The following is a 23,353-nucleotide window of genomic DNA, read 5'->3' on the forward strand; positions in this document are numbered from 1 at the left end:
ATTATATTCGTTAGGTTTGACTAAGTAGTCAAAGTAAATAGAAATATTAATTAGACATAGCCAGATATATGAAAATAGACCTTAGAAGTGATACCGTAACAAAACCAACAAAAGCCATGTTGGAAGCCATGATGCAAGCTAAAGTTGGTGATGACGTTTTTAGAGAGGACCCCACTGTAAATGAATTGGAATCACGAATTGCTAAAATGTTTAACAAAGAGTCTGCATTATTTTTTCCTAGCGGTACCATGGCAAACCAAACAGCTTTGAAACTTCTTACCAATCCGGGCGATCAAGTTATTTGTGATAAGTATGCGCATATCTGTAATTACGAATCTGGAGGCGCATCTTTTAATAGTGGGATCTCATGTCAATTAATTGACGGACATAGAGGCATGTTTAATGCCGATCAGGTTTTGAATGCGATAAATCCAGATGCTTACTATTACAGTAAAACAAGTTTAGTGGAAATTGAAAACACCACGAACAAAGGTGGCGGTGCCTGCTGGGATTTTGAGACCATATTAGACATCAAAAATGTTTGTAAGCAAAACCGATTAGGCTTTCATTTGGATGGTGCAAGAATATGGCACGCGCTTGTGGCAAAAAATGAAACTACAGAACAATATGGCGATGCGTTTGATACTATATCTGTTTGTTTAAGTAAAGGCCTAGGGTGTCCTGTTGGTTCTCTACTTGTTGGAGATTCGGAAATAATGAAACAGGCAATAAGAATAAGAAAAACTTTTGGAGGTAATATGAGGCAAGCAGGCTATTTGGCTGCGGCAGGTTTATATGCCCTTGATCATAATATTGCGAGACTTAGTCAAGATCACTTAAGGGCCAAAGAAATAGGGGCTGCTTTGAATAACATGGGAATTATTAAATCTGTAGAACCCATTGAAACCAATATTGTTATTTTTGAATTACATGATGTTGTTGATGAAAATGAATTCACTCAAAAGCTAGCTCATAAAAATATTCACATTATTAGTATGGGTAGTGGTAAGTTGCGTATGGTAACGCATAGGGATTACACAAATAATATGCATGAGTATTTAATGACCGAACTAAAAAAGATGGTTTAAACAGTTACTATTTAAACATATCCATCCCTGGGATATTTGGCATCCCTTCTTTAGCCACAGCGGCTAGTTCAGCATCGTTAATGCTTGTAGCTTTTTCTATAGCTTTATTTAGGGTAAGAATTAGGTAATCCTCAAGTTGTTCCTTATCATCTAGTAAATCATCAGCAATTGTAATAGATTTTATTGTTCTATTTGCTGTTAATGTAATTTTAAGTTTTTCATCATTACTAGTTTCATCAACTAAAACAGTATCTAAACGTTTTTTAGTATCCTCAACTTTCTTTTGGGTTTCTTTAAGTTTCCCCATCATATTCATCATATCTCCGAACATAATATCTAAAGGTTTGTTTTATGACAAAATTATTAAATATTGATCTAAATTTGGTAGGTTATCGTTTATTAAAATGGGAAAATATCTAATTATTTTGTTTGTAAACTTTATTTTTGACAACTCTTGTAAAGAAATTGATGAAATGACACAAAAGGTAGCAAGTATTCAGGCACCAGTAGCAAAGAAAGAAGTTAAAGAATTAAGTATCCATAATGATACTCGAATTGATAATTACTATTGGTTGAATGATAGAGATAACACTGAAGTTATTGATCATTTAAATGCCGAAAACCTATTCACAAAGCACAGTTTAAAGCACACAGAAACCTTTCAAAAAGATTTGTTTGATGAGATGAAAGGCAGAATAAAGAAAGATGATTCTTCGGTACCATATAAACTTAATGGCTACTGGTACATTACCAAATACGAATCGGGCAAAGATTACCCCATATATTTAAGAAGAAAGGAGTTTATAGATGCTAAAGATGAAGTTTTGTTTGACTGTAATGAAATGGCTAAGGAATATGCTTATTTTAATCTTGGTGGTATTTCTATAAGTCCCGATAATTCTTTAGCTGCATTTTCTACTGATACTGTTAGCAGAAGGCAGTATACCATACAAATTAAAAACTTAATAACAGGAGAAGTTTATTCTGATAAAATAGTAAATACAACAGGAAGTTCAACATGGGCAAACGACAATAAAACATTGTTTTATGCTATGAAAGATGAAGTTACGCTTAGATCTCATAAAATTTTTAAACATAAATTGCATACTACAAGCGAAGCAGACTTGGAGGTATATCATGAGACCGATGAAACCTTTAATACTTTTGTTTATAAAACAAAATCTAAAAAGTATATTGTTATAGGAGCTTCAAGCACCTTGACTTCAGAATATCGCATTCTAAATGCAGATACTCCCGATGAGGCATTTGCTGTTTTTCAAAAAAGAGTAAATGGTTTAGAATATAATATAGCACATTATGGGAATAAATTTTATATTATTTCTAATTCTAATAAAGCAACAAACTTTAAAGTTTCTAAAACAGACGTAAATAAAACAGAAAAAGCATATTGGGAGGACGTTATTCCGCACAGAGCATCTGTTTTGATTGAGGACATTGAGATTTTTAAAGATTATTTGGTTGTTAATGAAAGAGAAAATGGACTTAATAAATTACGTATAATTAGTTGGGATGGGGAAGAAGATTATTACTTGCCATTCAATTCAGAAACATATACAGCCTATATTGGTAATAATCCGGACTTTAATAGTAACGATTTGAGATATGGGTTTAATAGTCTCATATCGCCTAGTTCAATTAAAGAGTATAATTTTAAAACCAAAGTAACAGAAATTAAGAAAGAACAGGAGGTTTTAGGAGGGGCTTTTAAAAAGGAGAATTATAATTCAAAACGAGTTTGGGCCACAGCAAGAGATGGAGTTAAAGTACCTATTTCGTTAGTTTATAGAAAAGGGGTTCAATTTAATGGTACAAGCCCTTTATTGCAGTATGCGTATGGCTCTTACGGTTCTACTATAGATCCTTCATTTTCAAGTATAAGATTGAGTTTGTTAGACAGAGGATTTATATATGCTATAGCGCATGTTAGAGGCGGCGAATATCTAGGAAGAGATTGGTACGAAAACGGAAAGCTACTTACAAAAAAAAATACGTTTACAGATTTTATTGATTGTTCTAAATATTTAATAGAGCAGAAGTATACTTCCAAAGAACACTTACATGCTTATGGAGGTTCTGCGGGAGGCTTGCTTATGGGAGCTATTATTAATATGAATCCAGAGTTGTATCGTGGAGTTTTGGCTGCTGTACCTTTTGTTGATGTTGTAACAACTATGCTGGATGATACAATTCCTTTAACTACTGGGGAGTATGATGAATGGGGAAACCCCAATGAACTAGACTATTATAATTATATGAAATCATATTCTCCTTATGATAATGTTAAACAACAAGAATATCCTAATATGTTAGTAACTACAGGACTTCATGATTCGCAAGTTCAGTATTGGGAACCAGCTAAGTGGGTAGCTAAACTTAGAGAATTAAAGACTGATTCGAACACCCTGTTGTTACATATCGACATGGATTCTGGGCATGGAGGAGCTTCAGGACGTTTTGAGAGTTTGAAAGAAGTAGCCATGGAGTATGCGTTTTTATTAGATTTAGAGGGAATTCATGGTTAATAAAAAAAAATGTTTTATTTTTGTCCGGTTTTAAGCATCACTGTGTTTTGTTAAAAAACGGTGGTTTAAAAAAGCTTTTATGAAACAAAAAAATCAAGTATTTGATAGTTTGTTAGATTTAGTAGGCAACACTCCGCTTGTTAAACTTAATAAAATAGCTTCTAAGTTTAAAGGTACTTTTTACGCAAAAGTAGAATCTTTTAACCCAGGGCATTCCTCAAAAGATAGAATTGCACTTCATATTATAGAACAAGCCGAAGAGAAAGGTATTCTTTCTCCAGGTGATACTATAATAGAAACTACTTCTGGTAATACTGGTTTTAGTTTAGCTATGGTAAGTATTATAAAAGGTTATGATTGTGTTTTGGCTGTGAGTTCTAAATCGTCGCCAGACAAGATTGACATGCTAAAAACAATGGGTGCAAAGGTTTATGTATGTCCTGCACATGTGAGCGCAGACGATCCTAGATCTTACTATGAAGTAGCAAAACGATTACATTCAGAAATAAAAGGTTCAGTCTATATTAATCAATATTTTAATCAATTAAATATTGATGCTCATTATAAATCGACAGGTCCAGAAATTTGGAAACAAACAGAAGGTAAAATAACACACCTTGTTGCTTGCAGTGGAACTGGAGGAACTATTTCTGGTACTGCGAAATATTTAAAAGAGCAAAACCCTAACATTAATATTATTGGAGTTGATGCTTTTGGGTCTGTGATAAAAAAGTATCATGAAACTAGAGAGTTTGATGAAAAAGAAATTTATCCTTACAGAATAGAAGGTTTAGGTAAAAACTTAATTCCTGGCGCTACAGATTTTGATTTGATAGATGAGTTTGTTAAGGTAACAGATGAGGATAGTGCGCATACTGCAAGAGAAATAGCAAAGTCAGAAGGTATGTTTGTAGGGTATACTTCAGGTGCAGTAACACAAGCTTTGTTGCAATTGGGAGATGAAGATCGTTTTAAGAAAGATGATTTTGTAGTTGTGATTTATCCTGATCATGGGGCGAGATATATGAGTAAAGTATACAGCGATAAATGGATGGAAGATCAAGGATTTTTCGATAGCGTAAATGAAGCTGCGGCAGAGAGTATTCAGTACATAAAATAGAAAAAACGAATTGTATGGAAAGAGATTAGATTTTGCTAATACAGTAAAATTTAGTCTCTTTTTTATTTTATCGATAATTGAGGGTTAAAAATTATGCTCAATACAGATAAATAATTAATTTTGCACGAATTAACGATGGACTTCTTGAATTGTTTTTTGAACATGTTTTATGTAATTAAATTGTTCTAATTATTACCAGATTGACGTCTTAAAATTAATAGCAATAAGATTTTTAATAAATGAAAGATTTATTTGATAAAATTTACAAAGATAAAGGACCTTTAGGTAAATGGGCTTCTCAGGCTGAAGGATATTTTGTGTTTCCTAAATTGGAAGGAGAAATTTCTAATCGTATGAAGTTTCAGGGTAAGGACGTTATTACTTGGAGTATTAATGATTATTTAGGTTTAGCAAACCATCCTGAAGTTCGTAAGGTTGATGCAGAAGCAGCAGCTAAATATGGGTCTGCGTATCCAATGGGAGCAAGAATGATGTCTGGTCATACACATTTACATGAGAAGCTTCAAGATGAGTTAGCTTCTTTTGTAAGTAAAGAGGCAGCCTACCTTTTAAATTTTGGTTATCAAGGTATGGTATCTACCATTGATGCTTTAGTTGCTAAAGATGATATTATTGTTTACGATGTTGATGCTCATGCATGTATTATAGATGGTGTACGTTTACATATGGGAAAACGTTTTACTTATAAACATAACGATGTTGTTAGTTTAGAGAAAAACTTAGAGCGTGCTACTAAAATGGCAGAACAAACTGGAGGAGGTATACTTGTTATTTCTGAAGGTGTTTTTGGTATGCGAGGAGAGCAAGGGCGTTTAAAAGAGATTGTAGAATTAAAGAAGAAATTTAATTTTAGACTTTTTGTTGATGATGCGCATGGTTTTGGAACTTTAGGAGCAACAGGAGCAGGAGCTGGTGAGGAGCAAGGTGTGCAAGATGATATTGATGTGTATTTTGCAACATTTGCCAAATCTTTAGCAAGTACGGGAGCTTTCATTGCTGGAGATCAGGAGATTATTGATTACTTGAAGTATAATTTACGATCTCAAATGTTTGCAAAATCTTTGCAAATGCAATTAGTAGAAGGCGCGCTTAAGCGTTTAAATATGCTCAAAACAATGCCCGAACTTAAAAATAAGTTATGGGAGAATGTTAATGCTTTGCAATCAGGTTTAAAAGATCGTGGTTTCGATATTGGAACAACACAAAGTTGTGTGACCCCAGTATATTTAAAAGGTAGTATTCCTGAAGCTATGGCATTAGTAAAAGACTTGCGTGAGAATTACGGGATTTTTTGTTCGATAGTTGTATATCCTGTGATACCAAGAGGGATGATTTTATTAAGACTTATCCCAACGGCAACACATACATTAGAGGATGTAACGGAAACGCTTAATGCATTTGATGCGATTAGAGAAAGACTACAGAATGGAACATATAAGCGTTTGTCTGCAGCTGTGATGGCTGCCATGGGCGAATAATTTTTAGTATTGTAATAAAAAAAATCCGATTCATGATTGAATCGGATTTTTTTATACGATATCTTTTTTAAATGTTTTTCGTTTTCTATAAGTTTCAGAAGCGAAATGCCTCCAAATTTTACGCGCTGCCTCGTTGTTTTCAAGCTCAGGTGTTCTATAGCACATTTTTATACCTTTTTCAATAAATAAATCATGATACTCATTAAAAATTATGGCGTGGACTCCTTTATTCTGAAAATCAGGACGAACACCAATTAAGTAAAAAACAGCATCCTTACTGCTTTTCTTTGCACGCAATATATGCGTAAAACCAAATGGAAATAATTTTCCTTTTGATTTTTGCAAAGCTTTTGCAAAAGAAGGCATAACAATAGCAAATCCAATTAATTCATTATTACTGTCAACCACAAATTTGATGTATTCAGGATTAATGAAACTGATGAATTTTTTCTTGAAATATTCAATTTGCTCATTGCTTATTGGAACAAAGGAGGGAAGTGATGAATAGCTTTGATTAAAAAGCTCGAACATTTCATTTACATAAGGCATAACCTCACTTGTTTTTGTGAAGTTAAGTGCTCTTAGTTTATATCTTCTTTTTATGAGGTCCTGAGTTTTATAGAAAACATCTTTGTTTATATTAGTGAATGGGATTTTTGTTTCCACATATTCCTTTTCAACTTTATAACCAGCAGCTTCATAGTGTTTTGCATAATATGGATGATTGTACCAGGTAACCATAAGGGCAATGGTATCAAATCCTTCTGTAACAACTCCTACTTTATCTAAATTAGAAAACCCAACAGGACCTTCAAGGAATTCTAAATTATGGCTTTTTCCTATTTTTTCAACTTCGTTAAAAAGTGCTTGAGAAACTTCTAGATCATCTATAAAATCACACCACCCAAAGCGCATTTTCTTAACTTTTTGTTCTTTTACCTCAACCCAATTGACAATGGCAACAATTCTACCAACAATTTCATTGTTTTTGTAAGCAAGGAATATATTAGTTTCAGCATATTTAAAAACAGGGTTTTGTTCTTTATTGAAGCTGTTAATTTCCTCCGAAATTATAGGTGGTGTCCATTGCTTAGAATCTTTGTAAAGTTTAAAAGGAAACTTTACAAAACTTTTTAAATCTTTTTTAGATTCTACTTTTTTTAATGTTATCATAAATTATTTAATAGAATTTGATTAGTTCAATTTAATCATCATCAAAATCTATTTCTCGTTTTTTTCTTTTTTCAACAGGCTCATCGGTATCACCTTTGAGATCATCTTTTAGTTTTCTTTTTCTTCCTTTTTTGTTTTTTTGTCGCTCACCTTCCTCTTTAGCAGTAATACCATTGTCTATTTCCTTGTCTTTATGGAAATCAAGTCTGTAAGATGCGCCTACACCAAAATTAAAAACAGAGGGTGTATCTTTGGTATTAAATGTTAAAGCGGCGTCCAGTTGAAAATCTTTGCCAAACAAGTAGGCGCTTCCAAATCGAAAAAGATTGTCTGCATAAAAATCGCTTTTGATACCTTGTGCTTCGCCAAAGATAACCCATTTTGGACTGAAAGAATGGGTTAAAGTTAATATGTATTGAAAATCTGATTGATCGGTTCCTATTCTATCCTTTATTAAATTCATTACAAATACCCAGCCTCCTGCAAAATTATTTTGGGTCGCAATCATAAATTTAGGACTAAACCCTTCAATACCAGGAGCGGTATACGGGTTTGTATCTGAATCATAATTACCGCCTAGATAAACAGAAACAGCTGGAATTAACGATTTCCATTTAAACTGTCTGTTAGCTTTCCAGCTATACAAATTTGGCTTTTCTTCTTCTGATTTTTTTAATGGATCGTAAACTAAATATTTAGCGCCGAAAGCTAAAAATTTAAAATTAGCACGATTTATTTCTGTAGATTGATTTAAAGGAAACGATTTATTGTCGTTCTGATATGTTCCTTCAATATTTAATTCTAATTCCTCTAATAGTAATCCATAACGAGCAGTAAAATCTACACCAAACCCTGAAACTTCATATGGCGTGGCTGGGGTTCTTTTTTCTTTTACAGAATAAGGACCTATTTCTATCTGAGCCACATTGGTCCCTACTGAAAAGGCACTTCTTGAAACCCCTGGTCTATTTGAGTTTATAACATCGGTGTATTGGCTAAACCCTTGAAAACTAAATAAAAATAAAAGACAAAAGATTTTAGGTTTTAAGGAGCTCATAATTAATTGATTAAAACACCTCTTCAATTTGATTAGTTAAGGCTCTTCAAATATAGATATTTTATACTTTTTTTATAAGTTTAGAACGTTTTTTAAACATTGAGAATTGTATTTTTGTTTTAAAATTATAGTTATGTTACAATATGCATCTGCAACAGGTCTTGTTAGGATGATACTTATTATACTTTTGGTTTATTTTGGAGTTAAAATTTTAGCTCGGTTATTTATGCCATTTCTTTTAAAGTTTGTTGCTAAAAAAGCTGAACAAAAGTTTGGAGATCAGTTTGGGCAATTTCAAAAAGCACCTAGGCAAGATCATTCAAAAAAAGAAGGTGAAGTAACCATTGATAAAATACCTAAAACTAAATCTTCAAATAAAGACGTAGGAGACTATGTGGATTTCGAAGAAATTGACTAATTTCCAGCATCATTTTTTTTAAAACTTTTTCATGTCATTTCCAATAAAAAGATTACTACCTCATATTCTTGTTTTGCTGGGCTTTGTAATTATTTCATTAGTATATTTTAACCCAGTTTTAAAAGGGAAGGCTATATTTCAAAACGATATAGTTCAATATATAGGGATGAGTAAGCAACAAAAGGATTTTAAAGCTGAAACAGGTGAAGAAACTTACTGGACGAATAGTGCTTTTGGAGGCATGCCAACATATCAATTAGGAGCTAGATATCCTCATAATTATATCAAAAAATTGGATTTAGCACTTAGGTTTTTACCTAGGCCAGCAGATTATTTATTTCTATATCTATTAAGTTTTTATGTGTTTTTGTTAGTTTTAAAAGTAGATTTTAAACTAGCAGCTTTAGGGGCTTTAGCCTTTGGTTTTTCCACGTATTTGATTATTATTCTTGGGGTTGGTCATAATAGTAAAGCACATGCTATAGCCTATATACCATTGGTTTTAAGTGGTATGATTTTAGTTTTTCAAAAAAAGTATATCGGAGGTTTTTTTTTAACAACAATAGCTATGGGCTTGGAGTTGGTATCCAATCATTTTCAAATGACTTATTATCTACTGCTATTAGTTATTGTGCTAGGAGTTGCTTATTTGGTAGACGCCTACAAAAAGAAGGAGTTGCCTCATTTTTTTAGATCTATAGGAGTTCTTTTTGGCGCGGTGGTTTTGTCCATAGCTTTAAATGCGACTAACATTTTAGCTACGAATGAGTATGTTAAAGAAAGTAAACGTGGTAAGAGTGAACTGACCATAAATCCAGATGGTTCTCCAAAGGAAGCAACTTCGGGATTAGATAAGGAATACATTACACAATTTAGTTATGGTATTGTTGAAACATTTAATTTGTTTATTCCTCGATTTATGGGAGGTGGAAGCTATGAAGATGTTGGGAAAGATTCTGCTACTTATGAAGCTTTTAGAAAATTAGGAGCAACAACTACACAAGCGGCTCAAGAAGTTAAGCGCACACCAACGTATTGGGGCGATCAGCCTATAGTAGAAGCTCCAGCTTATGTGGGTGCCGTAGTTTTGTTTTTGTTTGTTTATGCATTGTTTTTGGTGAAAGGCAGATTAAAATGGTGGTTAGTAGGGGGTGCTCTGTTGTCATTATTACTTTCCTATGGGAAAAATCAGCCATTTACTTTTTTAACAGATTTTTTTATTGATTACGTACCGCTATATAACAAGTTTAGGGCGGTAAGTTCTATCCAGATTATTCTAGAATTATGTGTTCCTGCCTTAGCAATTTTTGGATTAGTAAGATTGTTTAATGATTTTGAGAAAAAAGAAGATAAACTGAAAGCTTTAAAATATACAGTGTCTATAACCGGAGGTTTGGCTTTAGTGTTTTTATTGTTTAAGTCTTCATTATTTGAATTTGTTGGTGTGAATGATGGATTTTATCGTCAAAACTATGGGCAAGGTTATGTTGACGCTATAAAAGCAGATAGAAAAACAATTTTCACCGAAGATACGATACGTACTTTAGTTTTAGTATTACTATCTGCAGGTACCATTTTTATGTTTTTGCGTGATAAGCTAAAGGAAAAGTGGGTCATAGTTGGATTTTGTGTTTTAATTCTTTTCGATTTGGTTGGTGTTGATAGGCGATATGTAAATAATGATGATTTTGTATCGGGAGTAAAAATGAGCAAGCCTTTTCAAGCAAGCGAAGTTGATAAGTATATCTTAAAAGATAAATCACATTATAAAGTTTATGACTTGGTTTCGGGGCCTTCAAAACCATCATACTTTCATAATTCACTAAATGGTTACAATGCTGCCGAATTAAGGCGTTACAGGGAAGTCTTTGATTTCTATTTGGCTAAAAATAATATTAACGTGCTTAGTATGTTAAATACGAAGTATATTGTAGCACAAGACGAAGAAGGAAACGCCTTTCCGTATGAAAACGATCAAGTTAATGGGAACGCGTGGTTTGTAAAAAAGTTGGAGAAAGTTGGTTCTGCCAACCAAGAAATATTGGCCTTGGATAGTTTAGATACCAAGCAAAAGGCTGTGTATTTTCCTCATAATAAAACTAAAAACTTCAATACTATTAAAAATAGTTATAGTGTAGATTCGTTGGCGGTAATTGATTTAGTTGAAGTTAAACCAAACTATTTGAAGTATAACACGAGGAACTCAAATGAAGGATTTGCAGTGTTTTCGGAAGTATATTATGGTCATGGCTGGAAAACTTTTATCGATGGAAAAGAAGTTTATCATATGAGAGTTAATTATATATTACGAGGCATGCCAATCCCTGCCGGTAATCATAGTATTGAATTTAAATTTGAACCTGATGTCGTGAAAACGGGAAGTAATATTGCTCTTGCTAGTTCAATTTTATTTGGAATGTTGTTTTTTTCTGCGCTTTTTTATGAATTTAAGAAAAGGAAATAGATTAGGGGTAATATTAAATGTATGCCCGATTGTTTAAAATTCAACTTTCATCGATTTAATTTTAATGAAAAAAAAAGTACTCATCATTACTTATTATTGGCCTCCAGCGGGAGGTCCGGGAGTTCAACGTTGGTTGAAGTTTGTTAAATATTTGCCCGAATTTGATGTAGAACCTATAGTTTTTATTCCTGAGAACCCTAATTATCCTTTAATTGACGAAAGTCTTGTTTTAGAAGTTTCAAATGAATTGAATGTTATTAAACATCCTATAAAAGAGCCTTATAAGTGGGCGTCAATTTTATCCAAAAAGTCATCAAACACGATCTCTAAAGGTGTTATTTCTGATCTTAAAAAGCAATCTCTAATTGAACGGCTTATGTTGTATGTTAGAGGTAATTTTTTTATACCAGATGCTCGAATTGGTTGGATTAAGCCTTCCATTAGTTATTTGTCGGGATTTATTAAGAAAGAAGGTGTTCAGGCTATTATTACAACTGGACCACCGCATAGCGTACATCTTATAGGTTTAGGTCTTAAGGAAAAATTCAACCTGCGTTGGTTGGCAGATTTTAGAGATCCTTGGACAACTATTGGTTATCATAAACAATTAAAGTTATCTAAAAGTTCAGTAAAAAAGCATAAAGCCTTTGAAGAGCAGGTTTTAAATTTTGCAGATCAAATAATTGTAACTAGTTCTAATACGAAGAAGGGGTTTCAAGAAAGAACTAACAAACCCATAGAGGTTATAACAAATGGTTATGATAATGAGTCGGTTACGGATTTCGCCATAGACTCAAAGTTTACAATTTCTCATATTGGGTCACTACTCTCAAAACGAAACCCAAAGAATTTATGGAAAGCTATAAGTGAATTGATAGTTGAGGATCCTCAGTTTGAGAAGGATTTTCTTTTGAGATTTGTTGGTGTAGTAGGCGAAAGTGTTCTTGATTCTTTGCGAGATTTCAATTTGAGTGATTGTGTTGATAATGTTGGTTATGTATCACACAAAGAGTCAATTGCGTATCAAAAAAAATCACAATTGCTTCTGTTGATTGAGATAGATTCAAATGATACTAAAAGTATTATTCCGGGTAAATTATTTGAATATATGGTTTCTGGTAGACCAATAATAGGAATTGGTCCAAAAGACACTGATGTGGAGAACATATTAATAGAAACAAACACGGGAAACTACTTCAATTACGATGATTACGAATCCCTAAAAAGTACTATCTTAGAGCATTATAAGGCTTTTAAGTCTGGTAACTTGCAGGCTTATCCAATAGGATTGCAAAAGTACCATAGAAAGGCGTTGACAAAATCACTATCAAAATTATTATAAATGGGTATAGTTGCTTCCCAATCCTTTAAAAATGTTATTTCCACGTACTTGGGTTTTTTTATTGGAGCAATTAATACGCTCTTTCTGTATACTGAATTTTTAAGTGATGAATATTATGGGATGGTAGGGTATATGCTGTCTTTGGCGTTTGTTATTATGCCTCTAATGGCATTTGGAGTTCACAATACTTTAGTGAAGTTTTATTCCTCTTTTAAAACCAGGTTGTCGCTTAATAGTTTTTTGACTTTAATGCTATTGTTACCTATGTTAATTATAGTTCCTCTAATTTTAATAACATATGTGAGTTACGATGCAATAGTTGGTTTTCTTTCCCAAAAGAATGAAATTATTAAAAATTATTTATGGCATACCATATGTGTGGCCGTAGCACTTGCCTATTTTGAAGTGTTTTTTGCATGGGCAAAAGTTCAAATGCAAACTGTTTTTGGGAATTTTTTGAAAGAAGTTTTTCATAGAGTGGGAGCAATGGTTTTACTTTTCTTGTTACATTTTAAATTAATTGATGTCGAGCGGTTTATGACTGGATTGGTGGTTGTGTACATTTTGAGAATGTTGGTAATGATGTTTTATGCATTTAGTGTCAAATTTCCAAAATTGACCTTTAAGAAAATTAATAATATGGGAGAGGTGCTAAAGTATTCCTTTCTTATAATTATTGCGGGTTCTGTAGCTACTGTTCTTTTAGATGTGGACAAGGTGATGCTCGGCTATTATATAAATATTGAGCAAATAGCTTATTATAATGTGGCTGTTTTTATTGCTACGGTTATAGCTGTGCCACAGCGGTCTATGCATCAAATTTTAATGCCTCTATCAGCAAAGTACTTAAATGATAAGGATTATAGTGCTTTAGAAGATCTGTACAAACGAAGTTCGATAAACCTTTTTATTGTTGGCGGTTTTATATTTTTATTGATAATACTTAATATTAATCAATTATATTTTATAATCCCAGATGAGTTTAGCGGTGGTTTGTTTGTGGTGTTTCTAGTAAGTGTTACGAAGCTATATGATACTGTATTGGGAAGTAATAATGCGATTTTATTTAATAGCGATTATTATAGAATAGTATTGATTTTAGGGGTTGTTTTGGTTGTTTTAATGGTTCTTCTGAATATAATCTTTATACCATGGTTAGGGATTAATGGAGCAGCATTAGCTACGTTTTTAGCAATTTTTGTTTACAATAGCATTAAGCTGTATTTTGTTTATAGGAAGTTTAAGGTATTTCCGTTTACCAGTTGTACTTTAAAAACTGGGGGGTTAATTCTTGCGAGTGTTATTGTATTTTATTTCTGGGACTTCCCATTTCATCCTATTGTAAATATTGTTTTAAAATCTTTACTAATTACTAGTGTATATGTATTTGCGATATATCAGTTTAATTTTTCAGAAGATATAAATATTGAAATAAAAAAATATCTAAGATTAAAGTAAGACATTTAAAAACGAAAAACCCCGCAATGTTGCTTTGAGGCAGACATATTGCAGGGCTTTCCAAACTAACCAACCAAAATTGTTACAATCGTCTTCTAGGAGTCGATTTTGTATTGTTTTTAGAATTACTTCTATTTTGCGAAACGCTTCTGCTGTTACTATGTATTGTTCTGGAAACTTTACCTTTTTGTATAGTTCTAGGCTTATTTACAGTGTGTTTTGCTACTTGAGTACTTCTAGTTTTATTATCATTTCTATTATATGTACGAGATTTTAAACTATTTGGTTTTTGAAACGATCGGGTTTTCTGAGTGCTTGTGTTCTGATTAGAATTTCTAAACACTTTATTTCCGTTATTAACGTTTTGTCTTTCTTTTTTAGTGTGTCTTACTTGAGTATTATTTGGAACTCTTTTTTTTATGTTGTTTTTAAACGTGTTGTTTGATGAAATAGCTCTAGAGTTTCTTTTAAAAACCTTATTACTTTGCTTTTTCAAAGAAGTAGATTCATTTGCTAGGGTTCTATTTATTGCGGTATTTACTCGTCTACCGCTTTTATTGTTGAGAGTAGGGTTGTTGTTTCTGCTCATACTAGTGTAACGTCTCTTAGTTTGAGTATTGCTTATAGTGGCATCATGCCTATTTATAGCATTGCCCTGCGTAACAGATCTTCTAGGGCTGGTATTTCTATTTATAGTAGTTGCATTTCGTTTATTTCTATTAACTGTTGCATAGTTTCTATTTCTGTAAACCGTATTCCCGCGTCTAACGCCTATTGAGGTTCTTGGTTTATAGTTATTATAGAAAGGTCTGCAGTAAGTGTATCTTACTGGGTAATAATATCTTCTATAAGGTCTGTTGTATACTACTGCATATTGATATGAGGGCGCACAATAGTAATTATGCCAAGGTCTGTAAACATATAATCTGTTATAGCTATTTATGTATCCGGTACAGTAGGTGTATCTGTTATAGCGATTATAATTCACATATAGCCCTCCAATTTGGGAAACATAGCCGTAGTTGTTATAATATAAGTTTACGCTTCCCGCTTGAATAATACGGCCATAATCATCGTAATATACAGGAATGTTTTGTATTTGAACGATGGCGCCGTACTCATCATACTGTACATAACTGTTATAATTGTATCCGGTATTAAAGCTAAAGTTTGCGTTTCGAGTGTTTAACGAAATATTTAGGTTTGCATTATTGTCGAGGATGTTAAAATCAAACTGTCCATCTCTAAATACAGAAAATTCAATACCATTTTCAATAAAAATGAAAGAATTGCCGTTTTTGTTATAATAAGAAGTATTTAAATAATTCTCTTCATAGTTGAAAGCATTAGCCTGTGTATTTAAAAAAACGTATACAAGACTTACTAGTAAATAGAATAAGTTTTTTGATATTCTATTTGTGGTAAATAGCTGTGCATGGTAGATTTGTGATGTATTCATAATAATAGATTTTATGGTGACGATTTTGTAGATACAAACAGCGTGCCATAAAATTTTGAGAATGATTTGCGTGAGTTTTTTAAGAATAAGTATAATAACATCAAAAAGAACTTGAGGAATTTAAATTATTATTTATATATGAGATAAAAGCACTTGTCTAGGTATAGTCAAGTTATTTTTTTTGTGAATTTTATAGATGATTAGTTAATGTCTAGTAGGTTTTTTGAAAACATTCCAGAAAAAAAACTTACATTTGGATAATTAATAACTAAATTTATAATAAGATTATGAAAAAAATTACTTCTTTACTTTTTACTTTAGGACTAATGGTTAGTACCTTAAGTGTAACTGCTCAGTACAGTGTTTCAATGAATAGCGGAGATGTTTATCAGGCCTCTTCTTTATCTGATAGGTTTGCTGGTTACCCATGGGGAGGTGTAGCTAACTATTCATTCGATAATTCTACCAAAACAATAAACCTTGATATTACAGATTATGATGAAACTGACCCTAATGTGGGTGATCCTTTAGAGGTGAGCTTCGCTAGAGTTGGATTTGGTAATGCTCCTCTTGACTGGGGGTCTGACAACAAGACGGTTCTTGCTACTTTAACAGCAGGTGATTTTACAGATGGAGCTGTTAATATTGATGTAACTATTCCAGCAGGATACGGACCTGTAGAAAATACGGCTGATTATGTAGCTGGTTACCTTTACATTCTTCAAATTGTAGGAACTAATGCTGATGGAGAAACATATTTAAATTATGTAGTGGAGCTTACAGAAGATATTTTAAGCTCAAATGATTTCAACAAAACAAAATTATCTGCGTTTTACAATGCTACTAGAGATGTTGTTGTTGTAAACAACCAAGTAGAAGGAGATTACTCAGTATATGATTTAACTGGTAGAAGAGTTTTAAAAGGAGCTGTTTCTAATGAAATTAGCTTATCTTCTTTAAAATCTGGTTTATATATTTTAACAACTGAGAACGGATTCTTAAAATTTGTTAAATAATAATCCAATTATACTTTATAGAAATATAAAAGATAATTATAGTTTAAGGGTACTCTGAAAAGAGTGCCCTTTTTTATTTGTCTTCTCTCATTTTATTTCATGAAAAATTTTAAGTAAGCTCAAATATTATACATATCGGTTAATGAGGATACTAGAAATATATTATTTTTAATAACTACTTTGCTTAAATAAAATATTTTATGAAAGAAAAAAAACAAACATGTAAAAACTGTGAAAAGCTTTTTAAAAAAACTTTTAAGTTTTGTCCACACTGTGGGCAACAAGCTAAAGATGAATTGACAGTAAAGGTTTTGTTTTACAATACAATTAGTAATTATTTTTCGTTTGATGCTCGTTTTTTTAAAAGTTTTTTGCCTTTATTGTTTAAACCTGGTTATTTGGCTTCTAAATTTATAGAAGGTAAACGTTTGTTATATCTGCATCCAGCTCAAATGTATTTGTTTATTGCTGTAGTGTTTTTCTTTTTGTTTTCTTTTATTCAGCGAGAACAGGTTCGTAGTGTAGATGCGCAACTGGGAAAAGTCATGAATGATGATAATTGGGTGGATAAGAATTTAGGTTTGAACAGTCAAGATTCTGTTACCAAGTTTAAGCTTAATGAAGCGTTAAATAAGGATTCTTTAGAGCAGATTAAAATAGAGCATATTATTAGTAAGTATGGTTTTGGTGATGATATTTCAGAAAAGGAATTGGATTCTTTATTGAATACTGAAAATTTTAAAAATAAAAGTTTATTCGATTTTGACTTTAGTAAAAGTACTGACTCGCTTATCAAGATTGGAGCGCCAAATAAAGTTATTTATGAAAATTTTGGAATGAGTAAGGATGCTGGTTTTTTTGAAAGACGGTTTTATGCTCAAGCTTTAAAACTTTATAAAACAAGAGGAGGAGGGAGTATTCTTCAAGCATTTTATGATGCTATTCCTATAGCGATGTTCTTTTTGCTTCCAATTTTTGCATTAATTTTAAAACTTCTTTTTTTAAAAAGAGGTTTGTACGCTCATCATTTGGTGTTTAGTTTTTATTTCTTTTCATTTCTTTTTACGGTTTTTAGTATAATTTTAGGAATGAATTTTATTTTGGATGTTCCCAATGCTCTAGATGTTTTAATTATATTTTCTACTTTCTTTTATCTATTCATTTCTATAAAGTATTTTTATAAGCAAGGTTGGTTAAGAAGCTTGTTAAAAACATCAATTACTACGTTTCTTTTTTTGCTTTTAGTAGCACCTCTAACAGTAATAATATTGGGAGTGTTTGCCTTTTTGTTTTATTAAATAATCAGTTTTGTTTTGATACTGTGAAAATGTGTCATCTACATGAGTACTAACTCGTTTATCATTATTTTTATCATATTTAGCTATAGTGATGTTCCGGCTAAATATGTGGATTACTTTAGAATTTGATTTAATTTCAACGCCAGAAATAGATGAAGGTGGTACTAGGATTATAACAGAATATAATAGATTGGATATCTGACAAAATCTAGGGACACAACTGAATACTGGCGCCATACATTGGATTGACCATATTCTATAATCATCAACTTCAATTTATTTAGAGGGCGTTATAATTTGTCTTTTAAAAAATCACCTGTTATAGAGGTTTTAATCTTAATAATATCTTCAGGAGTGCCAGATGCTACAAGATTACCTCCGTTTTCTCCTCCGGTAGGACCTAAATCAATTATATAATCTGCACATTTAATAAGTTCTAAGTTGTGTTCTACCACGATAATAGAATGGCCTTTTTCAATGAGTGCATTAAATGATTTTAAAAGTTTTTTGATATCATGAAAATGAAGACCTGTAGTGGGTTCATCAAAAATAAAAAGGGCTTTTTCTTTATTGTTTCCTTTGCCTAAAAAAGAGGCTAGTTTAATACGTTGAGCTTCACCACCAGAAAGGGTAGAGGAACTTTGACCTAAAGTGACATAGCCTAAGCCAACATCTTGAAGTGGCTGAAGTTTATTCTTGATTTTTGTCTGTTCATTAGCCTCGAAAAAAGAAATGGCGTCATCAATGGTAAAGCTTAAAATGTCATCTATATTTTTTCCAGCAAAATTGACTTCCAATACTTCTTTTTTAAATCTTTTACCTTTGCAGGTTTCACATTCTAAGTGTACATCCGCCATGAACTGCATTTCAATGGTTACTTCACCTTCACCTTTGCAAGTCTCACAACGACCACTATCTACATTAAAAGAAAAATGTTTTGCTTGATAATATCTAATAGTGCTTAGCTTTTGTTTTGAGTATAGCGCACGTATGTCATCATAAGCCTTAATATATGTTACTGGGTTTGAACGCGAAGATCTGCCAATTGGGTTTTGATCAACAAATTCTATGTGACTTACATTGTTAAAGTCGCCTTCTAATGCAGTAAATTGACCAGGCTTGTCTCCAAAATCTGTTATTTTTTTTTGGAGTGCAGGATACAAGATTTTTCTAACAAGTGTACTTTTGCCGCTACCAGAGACCCCAGTCACAACAGTTAGCATGCCTAGAGGGAATCTAACATTAATGTTTTTTAAGTTGTTTTCACGAGCTCTAATAATATCAATATAATGTTTTGATGTTCTTCGTGTTTTTGGAACTTCAATCTTTAAATTTTCGTTTAAATATTGAGCAGTCAATGATTCCGATGATAAAATATCATGATATGTACCCTTGGCAACCACGTGCCCTCCAAAAGTGCCAGCTTCAGGTCCAATATCAATAATGTTATCTGCCGCTTTCATGATATCTTCATCGTGCTCAACAACTATTACGGTATTTCCTAAATCTCGTAAAGATTTTAAAACAGAAATGAGGCGTTCGGTATCTTTAGGGTGAAGACCAATACTAGGTTCATCGAGGATGTACATAGAGCCTACTAAGCTGCTGCCTAGTGAGGTAGCAAGATTAATACGTTGGCTTTCACCTCCAGATAGGCTATTTGATTTTCTATTTAGCGTTAAGTAGTCCAAGCCAACATTTGCTAAAAAAGCGAGTCTATTATTTATTTCTTTTAATAGTCGTTTGGCAATTGTAGTATCACTAATGCTTAATTCTAGTTTTTTAAAAAAATCTGCTAGCTTATTTAAAGGCATTTCTACCAAATCTGTAATTGTAGCATTAGCAATTTTCACATAATTAGCTTCAACTCTTAAGCGTTTACCTTCACAAGTTTGGCATTTAGTTTTTCCGCGATAACGTGATAACATAACGCGATTTTGAATCTTATAAGCTTTGGATTCTAATTCAGCAAAAAATGCATCTAGTCCTTCAAAATATTGATTTCCCGTCCAGATTAACTTTTTTTGGTCTTTGCTTAGTTCAAAATATGGTTTGTGAATTGGAAAATCGAATCTATGAGAATTATTTATTAATTGATCTTTGTACCAACTCATGCTCTCACCGCGCCAAGGAAAAATGGCGCTTTCATATATTGAAAGCCCTGTGTTTGGTATAACTAAGTCTTCGTCAATTCCAATAATATCACCATATCCCTCACATTTTGGACAGGCGCCATAAGGATTATTAAAACTAAATAAGTGAACGTTGGGTTCTAAAAAATGAATACCGTCTAACTCAAATTTATTACTAAATGATTGCTGATTATTATCTTTTACAGTTTCAATGATACAATTGCCTTTACCTTCGAAAAATGCAGTTTGTACAGCATCAGCTAATCGGTTATAAAAGTCTTCTTCGTCTTTTGTGATAATTCTGTCAACAACTAACAGAATAGGCTCTTTTTTTGAAGTAAGTTCGAATTCGTCAATTCTTATAACCTTGTTTTTACTTTTTATTCTAGAGTACCCCTGTTGTTGTAAAGCTTTAAGTTTATCTTTAATAGATCTGCCTTCTTCAAGGTGAATAGGAGCAAGAAGAAGTAATTTTTCTCTATCGGGAAAGGTTTTAATATGATTTATAACATCTGAAACCGTGTTTTTTTTAACTTCTAAACCAGAAACGGGAGAATATGTTTTTCCAATTCGAGCAAACAGTAACTTTAGGTAGTCGTAAATCTCAGTGGTTGTACCGACTGTAGATCTTGGATTGGTGGAGTTTACTTTTTGCTCTATGGCAATTGCAGGGGCAATACCTTTTATATAATCTACTTTTGGCTTATTAAGTCTGCCTAAAAACTGCCTTGCATAACTAGAAAGACTTTCAACGTATCGTCTTTGTCCTTCAGCATATAAGGTGTCAAAGGCTAAACTTGATTTTCCCGAACCAGATAAACCTGTAATCACAACTAGTTTGTTTCTTGGAATAATAACATCAATATTTTTCAGGTTATGCAATTTTGCCCCTTTTATAATGATGTTTTCTTTTGGGTTAATTTCTGAAATACTAGTATTCATAGGCTTTTATGGCAGATAATTTTGCAAAGATACTATAAGTATTTGAGCCGATAAAATTGATTATAATTCAATAAATAATTAAAAAAAGCTTTAAATTCTTTCTTTTTAGGAATGATTGTTGCTATATTTGAGCATATATAAACAATAAAATAAACTTCGCCTATAGTATAATATTACTTTTAAACATGTAACCCCAAGCAAAGAAGCCCTTTTCTTCTATGCGCTAAAAGTAATTATTATGCAACACGAACTTAATACAGACTCTGTACTGGTAAGTAACTACATCAACGGTGATGAAAGTGCTTTAGAAACGCTTGTTGTAAGGCACAAGCAAAAAATTTATAGTTTTATTTATTCTAAAGTTTATGATAGGGATGTCGCTGAAGATATTTTTCAAGACACTTTTATAAAAGTTATTCGTACATTAAAAAGAGGTGCGTATAATGAAGAAGGCAAGTTCCTGCCTTGGGTAATGCGTATTTCACATAATCTTGTTATAGATTTTTTTAGAAAGAATAACAGAATGCCTAAGTTTGATAATACAGGTGAGTTTAGTATATTTTCAGTACTGAGTGATACGAGTTTGAATGCTGAAAAAACGATTATTAAAGAGCAGGTTGAAAATGACGTGAGACGCTTGGTTGACGAGCTTCCTGAAGATCAAAAAGAGGTGCTTTTAATGCGCATTTATAACGACATGAGCTTTAAGGAGATATCTGATAGAACTGGCGTTAGTATTAATACTGCTTTGGGTAGAATGCGGTATGCTTTAATAAATCTTCGTAAGATTATTGATAAGCATAATATTGTTTTAACCAACTAATGCAATAAACTAAGTTTTGCCACGTTATTCGTTTAAGTAATCCTTAAATTGAAAAAATGGCAAAAATTTACTCTGAAAATTCTATTCGTGAAATAGATGATTTATCACCGAAAGAAGAAACGGTTAAATTTCTTCTAAATTATTCTAAGGCTTTAAGTGTTATAAGTAGTAATAAATTGAAGTTTGAAGCACTTCTAAATTGAGTTTTAAAAGTCCTAATATAGCTATATTAGGACTTTTTTAGTTTAATATAGTTACTTAATACAGATTGCCTTCCTACGGTTTTAGTTATAATATCTTTTTCTAAATCCCAGCCTCTTGCGGGGGAATATTGTCTGCCATACCAAATAATTTGAAGGTGCAATTCATTCCAAAGTTCTTTTGGAAACAATCGTTTGGCGTCCTTTTCTGTTTGCGTTACGTTTTTGCCGCTGCTTAAATTCCATCTATACATTAATCTATGAATGTGAGTGTCTACGGGAAATGCGGGAACACCAAAAGCTTGAGACATAACTACACTTGCAGTTTTGTGTCCAACAGCTGGAAGTTCTTCCAGATGCTCAAAGCTTTGTGGTACTTTGCCATTGTGTTTTTCTATTAGAATTTTTGACAAACCATGTATACCTTTGCTTTTCATCGGTGACAGACCTACAGGTTTTATTATCTCTCTTATATCATCAACAGTAAGCTTTATCATATCATATGGATTATCTGCTTGCTCAAATAGTAATGGTGTAATTTGATTTACTCTTACATCTGTACTTTGAGCAGACATTAAAACGGCAATTAATAAGGTATAAGGGTCTTTATGGTCAAGAGGTATGGGGATTTCTGGGTATAATTTATTTAAGGTAGTTATAATGAACTGTACCTTCTCTTTCTTAGTCATAAATTGTATTTTTGTAAAGAAATCAAAGTTAATACTATGAAATGAGCATAGCTAATAATTTTTTATAGTGCTGAAAATTATTGTTAAGCGAATTACATTTGAACAGCTTATAAAATTACAATTCTAAATGAATACGTTAAAACAAGGTGATGTTGTGCCTAATTTTACAGCAAAAGATGATCAAGGAAATATAATTTCATTGAGTGATTATAAAGGTAAAAAGCTAATAGTTTTTTTCTATCCAAAAGCAAGCACACCCGGTTGTACAGTTGAAGCTTGTAATTTAAGAGATAATTACAAAGAGCTGCAAGCTCAAGGTTACGAGCTATTAGGGGTAAGTGCTGATTCTGAAAAAAGACAAACAAATTTTAAAAATAAATATGAATTCCCATTTCCTTTGTTGGCTGATGAAGATAAATCAGTTATTAATACATTTGGTGTTTGGGGGCCGAAGAAGTTTATGGGTAGAGAATATGATGGGATACACCGTATGACGTTTTTAATTAATGAAAAAGGTGTTATTGATCGTGTTATAGAGAAGGTGAAAACTAAAGATCATGCGAATCAAATATTGGCATAAATAAAAAAAAGTGATCATTCCTAAATGATCACTTTTTTTTTAATTAGAAAAG

At 32.2% G+C, this 23,353-nt stretch carries 19 protein-coding genes; 13 read left to right on the plus strand and 6 right to left on the minus strand.

Going from position 1 to position 23,353, the window contains the following annotated elements; genetic code table 11:
* Nucleotides 1-68: 68 nt before the first annotated feature.
* Nucleotides 69-1,088, plus strand: a complete 1,020-nt coding sequence (locus Q0857_RS08930) for a low specificity L-threonine aldolase (protein ID WP_298534015.1) — start codon at nucleotides 69-71, stop codon at nucleotides 1,086-1,088.
* Between the two features lie 7 nt (nucleotides 1,089-1,095).
* On the opposite strand, the gene Q0857_RS08935 is transcribed toward Q0857_RS08930, so the two are convergent.
* Entirely contained in the window at nucleotides 1,096-1,419 is a 324-nt protein-coding gene (locus Q0857_RS08935; protein ID WP_298534018.1) for a YbaB/EbfC family nucleoid-associated protein, read from the minus strand.
* A gap of 73 nt (nucleotides 1,420-1,492) precedes the next feature.
* Between Q0857_RS08935 and Q0857_RS08940 the strand changes: the two genes are divergently transcribed.
* The 3 genes from Q0857_RS08940 to Q0857_RS08950 all read left to right on the plus strand — a co-directional run bounded on the left by Q0857_RS08940 (nucleotide 1,493) and on the right by Q0857_RS08950 (nucleotide 6,250).
* Nucleotides 1,493-3,631, plus strand: coding sequence for a S9 family peptidase (locus Q0857_RS08940; RefSeq protein ID WP_298534022.1), 2,139 nt, complete (start codon nucleotides 1,493-1,495; stop codon nucleotides 3,629-3,631).
* Nucleotides 3,632-3,710: 79 nt separating this feature from the next.
* Nucleotides 3,711-4,751, plus strand: coding sequence for a PLP-dependent cysteine synthase family protein (locus Q0857_RS08945; RefSeq protein WP_298534025.1), 1,041 nt, complete (start codon nucleotides 3,711-3,713; stop codon nucleotides 4,749-4,751).
* A gap of 239 nt (nucleotides 4,752-4,990) precedes the next feature.
* Entirely contained in the window at nucleotides 4,991-6,250 is a 1,260-nt protein-coding gene (locus Q0857_RS08950; RefSeq protein WP_298534028.1) for an aminotransferase class I/II-fold pyridoxal phosphate-dependent enzyme, read from the plus strand.
* A 51-nt stretch (nucleotides 6,251-6,301) separates the two neighbouring features.
* On the opposite strand, the gene Q0857_RS08955 is transcribed toward Q0857_RS08950, so the two are convergent.
* Together Q0857_RS08955 and Q0857_RS08960 are read right to left on the minus strand one after the other, a co-directional pair.
* Entirely contained in the window at nucleotides 6,302-7,423 is a 1,122-nt protein-coding gene (locus tag Q0857_RS08955) for a GNAT family N-acetyltransferase (protein ID WP_298534031.1), read from the minus strand.
* Nucleotides 7,424-7,454: 31 nt separating this feature from the next.
* On the minus strand, nucleotides 7,455-8,480 hold the full coding sequence (locus Q0857_RS08960; RefSeq protein ID WP_298534034.1) for a transporter: 1,026 nt from the start codon (nucleotides 8,478-8,480) through the stop codon (nucleotides 7,455-7,457).
* A 133-nt stretch (nucleotides 8,481-8,613) separates the two neighbouring features.
* Between Q0857_RS08960 and Q0857_RS08965 the strand changes: the two genes are divergently transcribed.
* From Q0857_RS08965 to Q0857_RS08980, 4 genes are all read left to right on the plus strand, one after another.
* On the plus strand, nucleotides 8,614-8,898 hold the full coding sequence (locus Q0857_RS08965; protein ID WP_298534036.1) for a DUF4834 family protein: 285 nt from the start codon (nucleotides 8,614-8,616) through the stop codon (nucleotides 8,896-8,898).
* Between the two features lie 31 nt (nucleotides 8,899-8,929).
* The gene (locus Q0857_RS08970; protein WP_298534039.1) at nucleotides 8,930-11,362 is read left to right on the plus strand and encodes a YfhO family protein; all 2,433 of its coding nucleotides are present in this window, start codon (nucleotides 8,930-8,932) and stop codon (nucleotides 11,360-11,362) included.
* Between the two features lie 64 nt (nucleotides 11,363-11,426).
* Nucleotides 11,427-12,704, plus strand: a complete 1,278-nt coding sequence (locus tag Q0857_RS08975) for a glycosyltransferase family 4 protein (RefSeq protein ID WP_298534041.1) — start codon at nucleotides 11,427-11,429, stop codon at nucleotides 12,702-12,704.
* Nucleotides 12,705-14,162: an oligosaccharide flippase family protein gene (locus tag Q0857_RS08980; RefSeq protein WP_298534043.1), complete on the plus strand. Its 1,458-nt coding sequence runs from the start codon at nucleotides 12,705-12,707 to the stop codon at nucleotides 14,160-14,162. It abuts the gene before it with no gap.
* 82 nt (nucleotides 14,163-14,244) lie between these two features.
* Here the strand turns inward: Q0857_RS08980 and Q0857_RS08985 are convergent, their stop codons facing one another.
* On the minus strand, nucleotides 14,245-15,621 hold the full coding sequence (locus Q0857_RS08985) for a hypothetical protein (protein ID WP_298534046.1): 1,377 nt from the start codon (nucleotides 15,619-15,621) through the stop codon (nucleotides 14,245-14,247).
* Between the two features lie 287 nt (nucleotides 15,622-15,908).
* Here Q0857_RS08985 and Q0857_RS08990 point away from each other — a divergent pair, with 287 nt between their 5' ends.
* Nucleotides 15,909-16,637 carry a T9SS type A sorting domain-containing protein gene (locus tag Q0857_RS08990; RefSeq protein ID WP_298534049.1) on the plus strand — a complete coding sequence of 243 codons (729 nt, stop codon included), beginning with the start codon at nucleotides 15,909-15,911 and terminating at the stop codon, nucleotides 16,635-16,637.
* 200 nt (nucleotides 16,638-16,837) lie between these two features.
* On the plus strand, nucleotides 16,838-17,935 hold the full coding sequence (locus tag Q0857_RS08995; protein WP_298534051.1) for a DUF3667 domain-containing protein: 1,098 nt from the start codon (nucleotides 16,838-16,840) through the stop codon (nucleotides 17,933-17,935).
* 290 nt (nucleotides 17,936-18,225) lie between these two features.
* Here Q0857_RS08995 and uvrA read toward each other — a convergent pair whose 3' ends face one another.
* Nucleotides 18,226-21,009, minus strand: coding sequence for an excinuclease ABC subunit UvrA (gene uvrA, locus Q0857_RS09000; RefSeq protein ID WP_298534053.1), 2,784 nt, complete (start codon nucleotides 21,007-21,009; stop codon nucleotides 18,226-18,228).
* Between the two features lie 238 nt (nucleotides 21,010-21,247).
* Here uvrA and Q0857_RS09005 point away from each other — a divergent pair, with 238 nt between their 5' ends.
* Together Q0857_RS09005 and Q0857_RS09010 are read left to right on the plus strand one after the other, a co-directional pair.
* The gene (locus Q0857_RS09005) at nucleotides 21,248-21,832 is read left to right on the plus strand and encodes a sigma-70 family RNA polymerase sigma factor (RefSeq protein ID WP_298534056.1); all 585 of its coding nucleotides are present in this window, start codon (nucleotides 21,248-21,250) and stop codon (nucleotides 21,830-21,832) included.
* Between the two features lie 56 nt (nucleotides 21,833-21,888).
* A complete protein-coding gene (locus Q0857_RS09010) occupies nucleotides 21,889-22,035 on the plus strand; it encodes a hypothetical protein (protein WP_298534058.1) in 147 nt (48 codons plus the stop codon).
* Nucleotides 22,036-22,061: 26 nt separating this feature from the next.
* Here the strand turns inward: Q0857_RS09010 and nth are convergent, their stop codons facing one another.
* Entirely contained in the window at nucleotides 22,062-22,721 is a 660-nt protein-coding gene (nth, locus tag Q0857_RS09015) for an endonuclease III (RefSeq protein WP_298534060.1), read from the minus strand.
* Nucleotides 22,722-22,848: 127 nt separating this feature from the next.
* Here nth and bcp point away from each other — a divergent pair, with 127 nt between their 5' ends.
* Nucleotides 22,849-23,301 (plus strand): thioredoxin-dependent thiol peroxidase, encoded by a 453-nt coding sequence (bcp, locus tag Q0857_RS09020; protein WP_298534063.1) that lies wholly within the window; start codon nucleotides 22,849-22,851, stop codon nucleotides 23,299-23,301.
* Nucleotides 23,302-23,353: the final 52 nt, after the last annotated feature.

The sequence above is a fragment of the uncultured Algibacter sp. genome (genome assembly GCF_947495925.1).
Taxonomy (GTDB): domain Bacteria; phylum Bacteroidota; class Bacteroidia; order Flavobacteriales; family Flavobacteriaceae; genus Algibacter_E.

Bases quoted from the DNA above. Each gene is read 5' to 3' on its own strand.
- Q0857_RS08935 (WP_298534018.1), bottom strand. From the start codon at position 1,419: ATGTTCGGAGATATGATGAATATGATGGGGAAACTTAAAGAAACCCAA.
- nth (WP_298534060.1), bottom strand. From the start codon at position 22,721: ATGACTAAGAAAGAGAAGGTACAGTTCATTATAACTACCTTAAATAAA.
- Q0857_RS08980 (WP_298534043.1), top strand. From the start codon at position 12,705: ATGGGTATAGTTGCTTCCCAATCCTTTAAAAATGTTATTTCCACGTAC.
- Q0857_RS08985 (WP_298534046.1), bottom strand. From the start codon at position 15,621: ATGAATACATCACAAATCTACCATGCACAGCTATTTACCACAAATAGA.
- Q0857_RS08965 (WP_298534036.1), top strand. From the start codon at position 8,614: ATGTTACAATATGCATCTGCAACAGGTCTTGTTAGGATGATACTTATT.
- Q0857_RS09010 (WP_298534058.1), top strand. From the start codon at position 21,889: ATGGCAAAAATTTACTCTGAAAATTCTATTCGTGAAATAGATGATTTA.
- Q0857_RS08940 (WP_298534022.1), top strand. From the start codon at position 1,493: ATGGGAAAATATCTAATTATTTTGTTTGTAAACTTTATTTTTGACAAC.
- Q0857_RS08955 (WP_298534031.1), bottom strand. From the start codon at position 7,423: ATGATAACATTAAAAAAAGTAGAATCTAAAAAAGATTTAAAAAGTTTT.
- Q0857_RS09005 (WP_298534056.1), top strand. From the start codon at position 21,248: ATGCAACACGAACTTAATACAGACTCTGTACTGGTAAGTAACTACATC.
- Q0857_RS08970 (WP_298534039.1), top strand. From the start codon at position 8,930: ATGTCATTTCCAATAAAAAGATTACTACCTCATATTCTTGTTTTGCTG.
- Q0857_RS08945 (WP_298534025.1), top strand. From the start codon at position 3,711: ATGAAACAAAAAAATCAAGTATTTGATAGTTTGTTAGATTTAGTAGGC.
- Q0857_RS08975 (WP_298534041.1), top strand. From the start codon at position 11,427: ATGAAAAAAAAAGTACTCATCATTACTTATTATTGGCCTCCAGCGGGA.
- Q0857_RS08950 (WP_298534028.1), top strand. From the start codon at position 4,991: ATGAAAGATTTATTTGATAAAATTTACAAAGATAAAGGACCTTTAGGT.
- Q0857_RS08995 (WP_298534051.1), top strand. From the start codon at position 16,838: ATGAAAGAAAAAAAACAAACATGTAAAAACTGTGAAAAGCTTTTTAAA.
- uvrA (WP_298534053.1), bottom strand. From the start codon at position 21,009: ATGAATACTAGTATTTCAGAAATTAACCCAAAAGAAAACATCATTATA.
- Q0857_RS08930 (WP_298534015.1), top strand. From the start codon at position 69: ATGAAAATAGACCTTAGAAGTGATACCGTAACAAAACCAACAAAAGCC.
- bcp (WP_298534063.1), top strand. From the start codon at position 22,849: ATGAATACGTTAAAACAAGGTGATGTTGTGCCTAATTTTACAGCAAAA.
- Q0857_RS08990 (WP_298534049.1), top strand. From the start codon at position 15,909: ATGAAAAAAATTACTTCTTTACTTTTTACTTTAGGACTAATGGTTAGT.
- Q0857_RS08960 (WP_298534034.1), bottom strand. From the start codon at position 8,480: ATGAGCTCCTTAAAACCTAAAATCTTTTGTCTTTTATTTTTATTTAGT.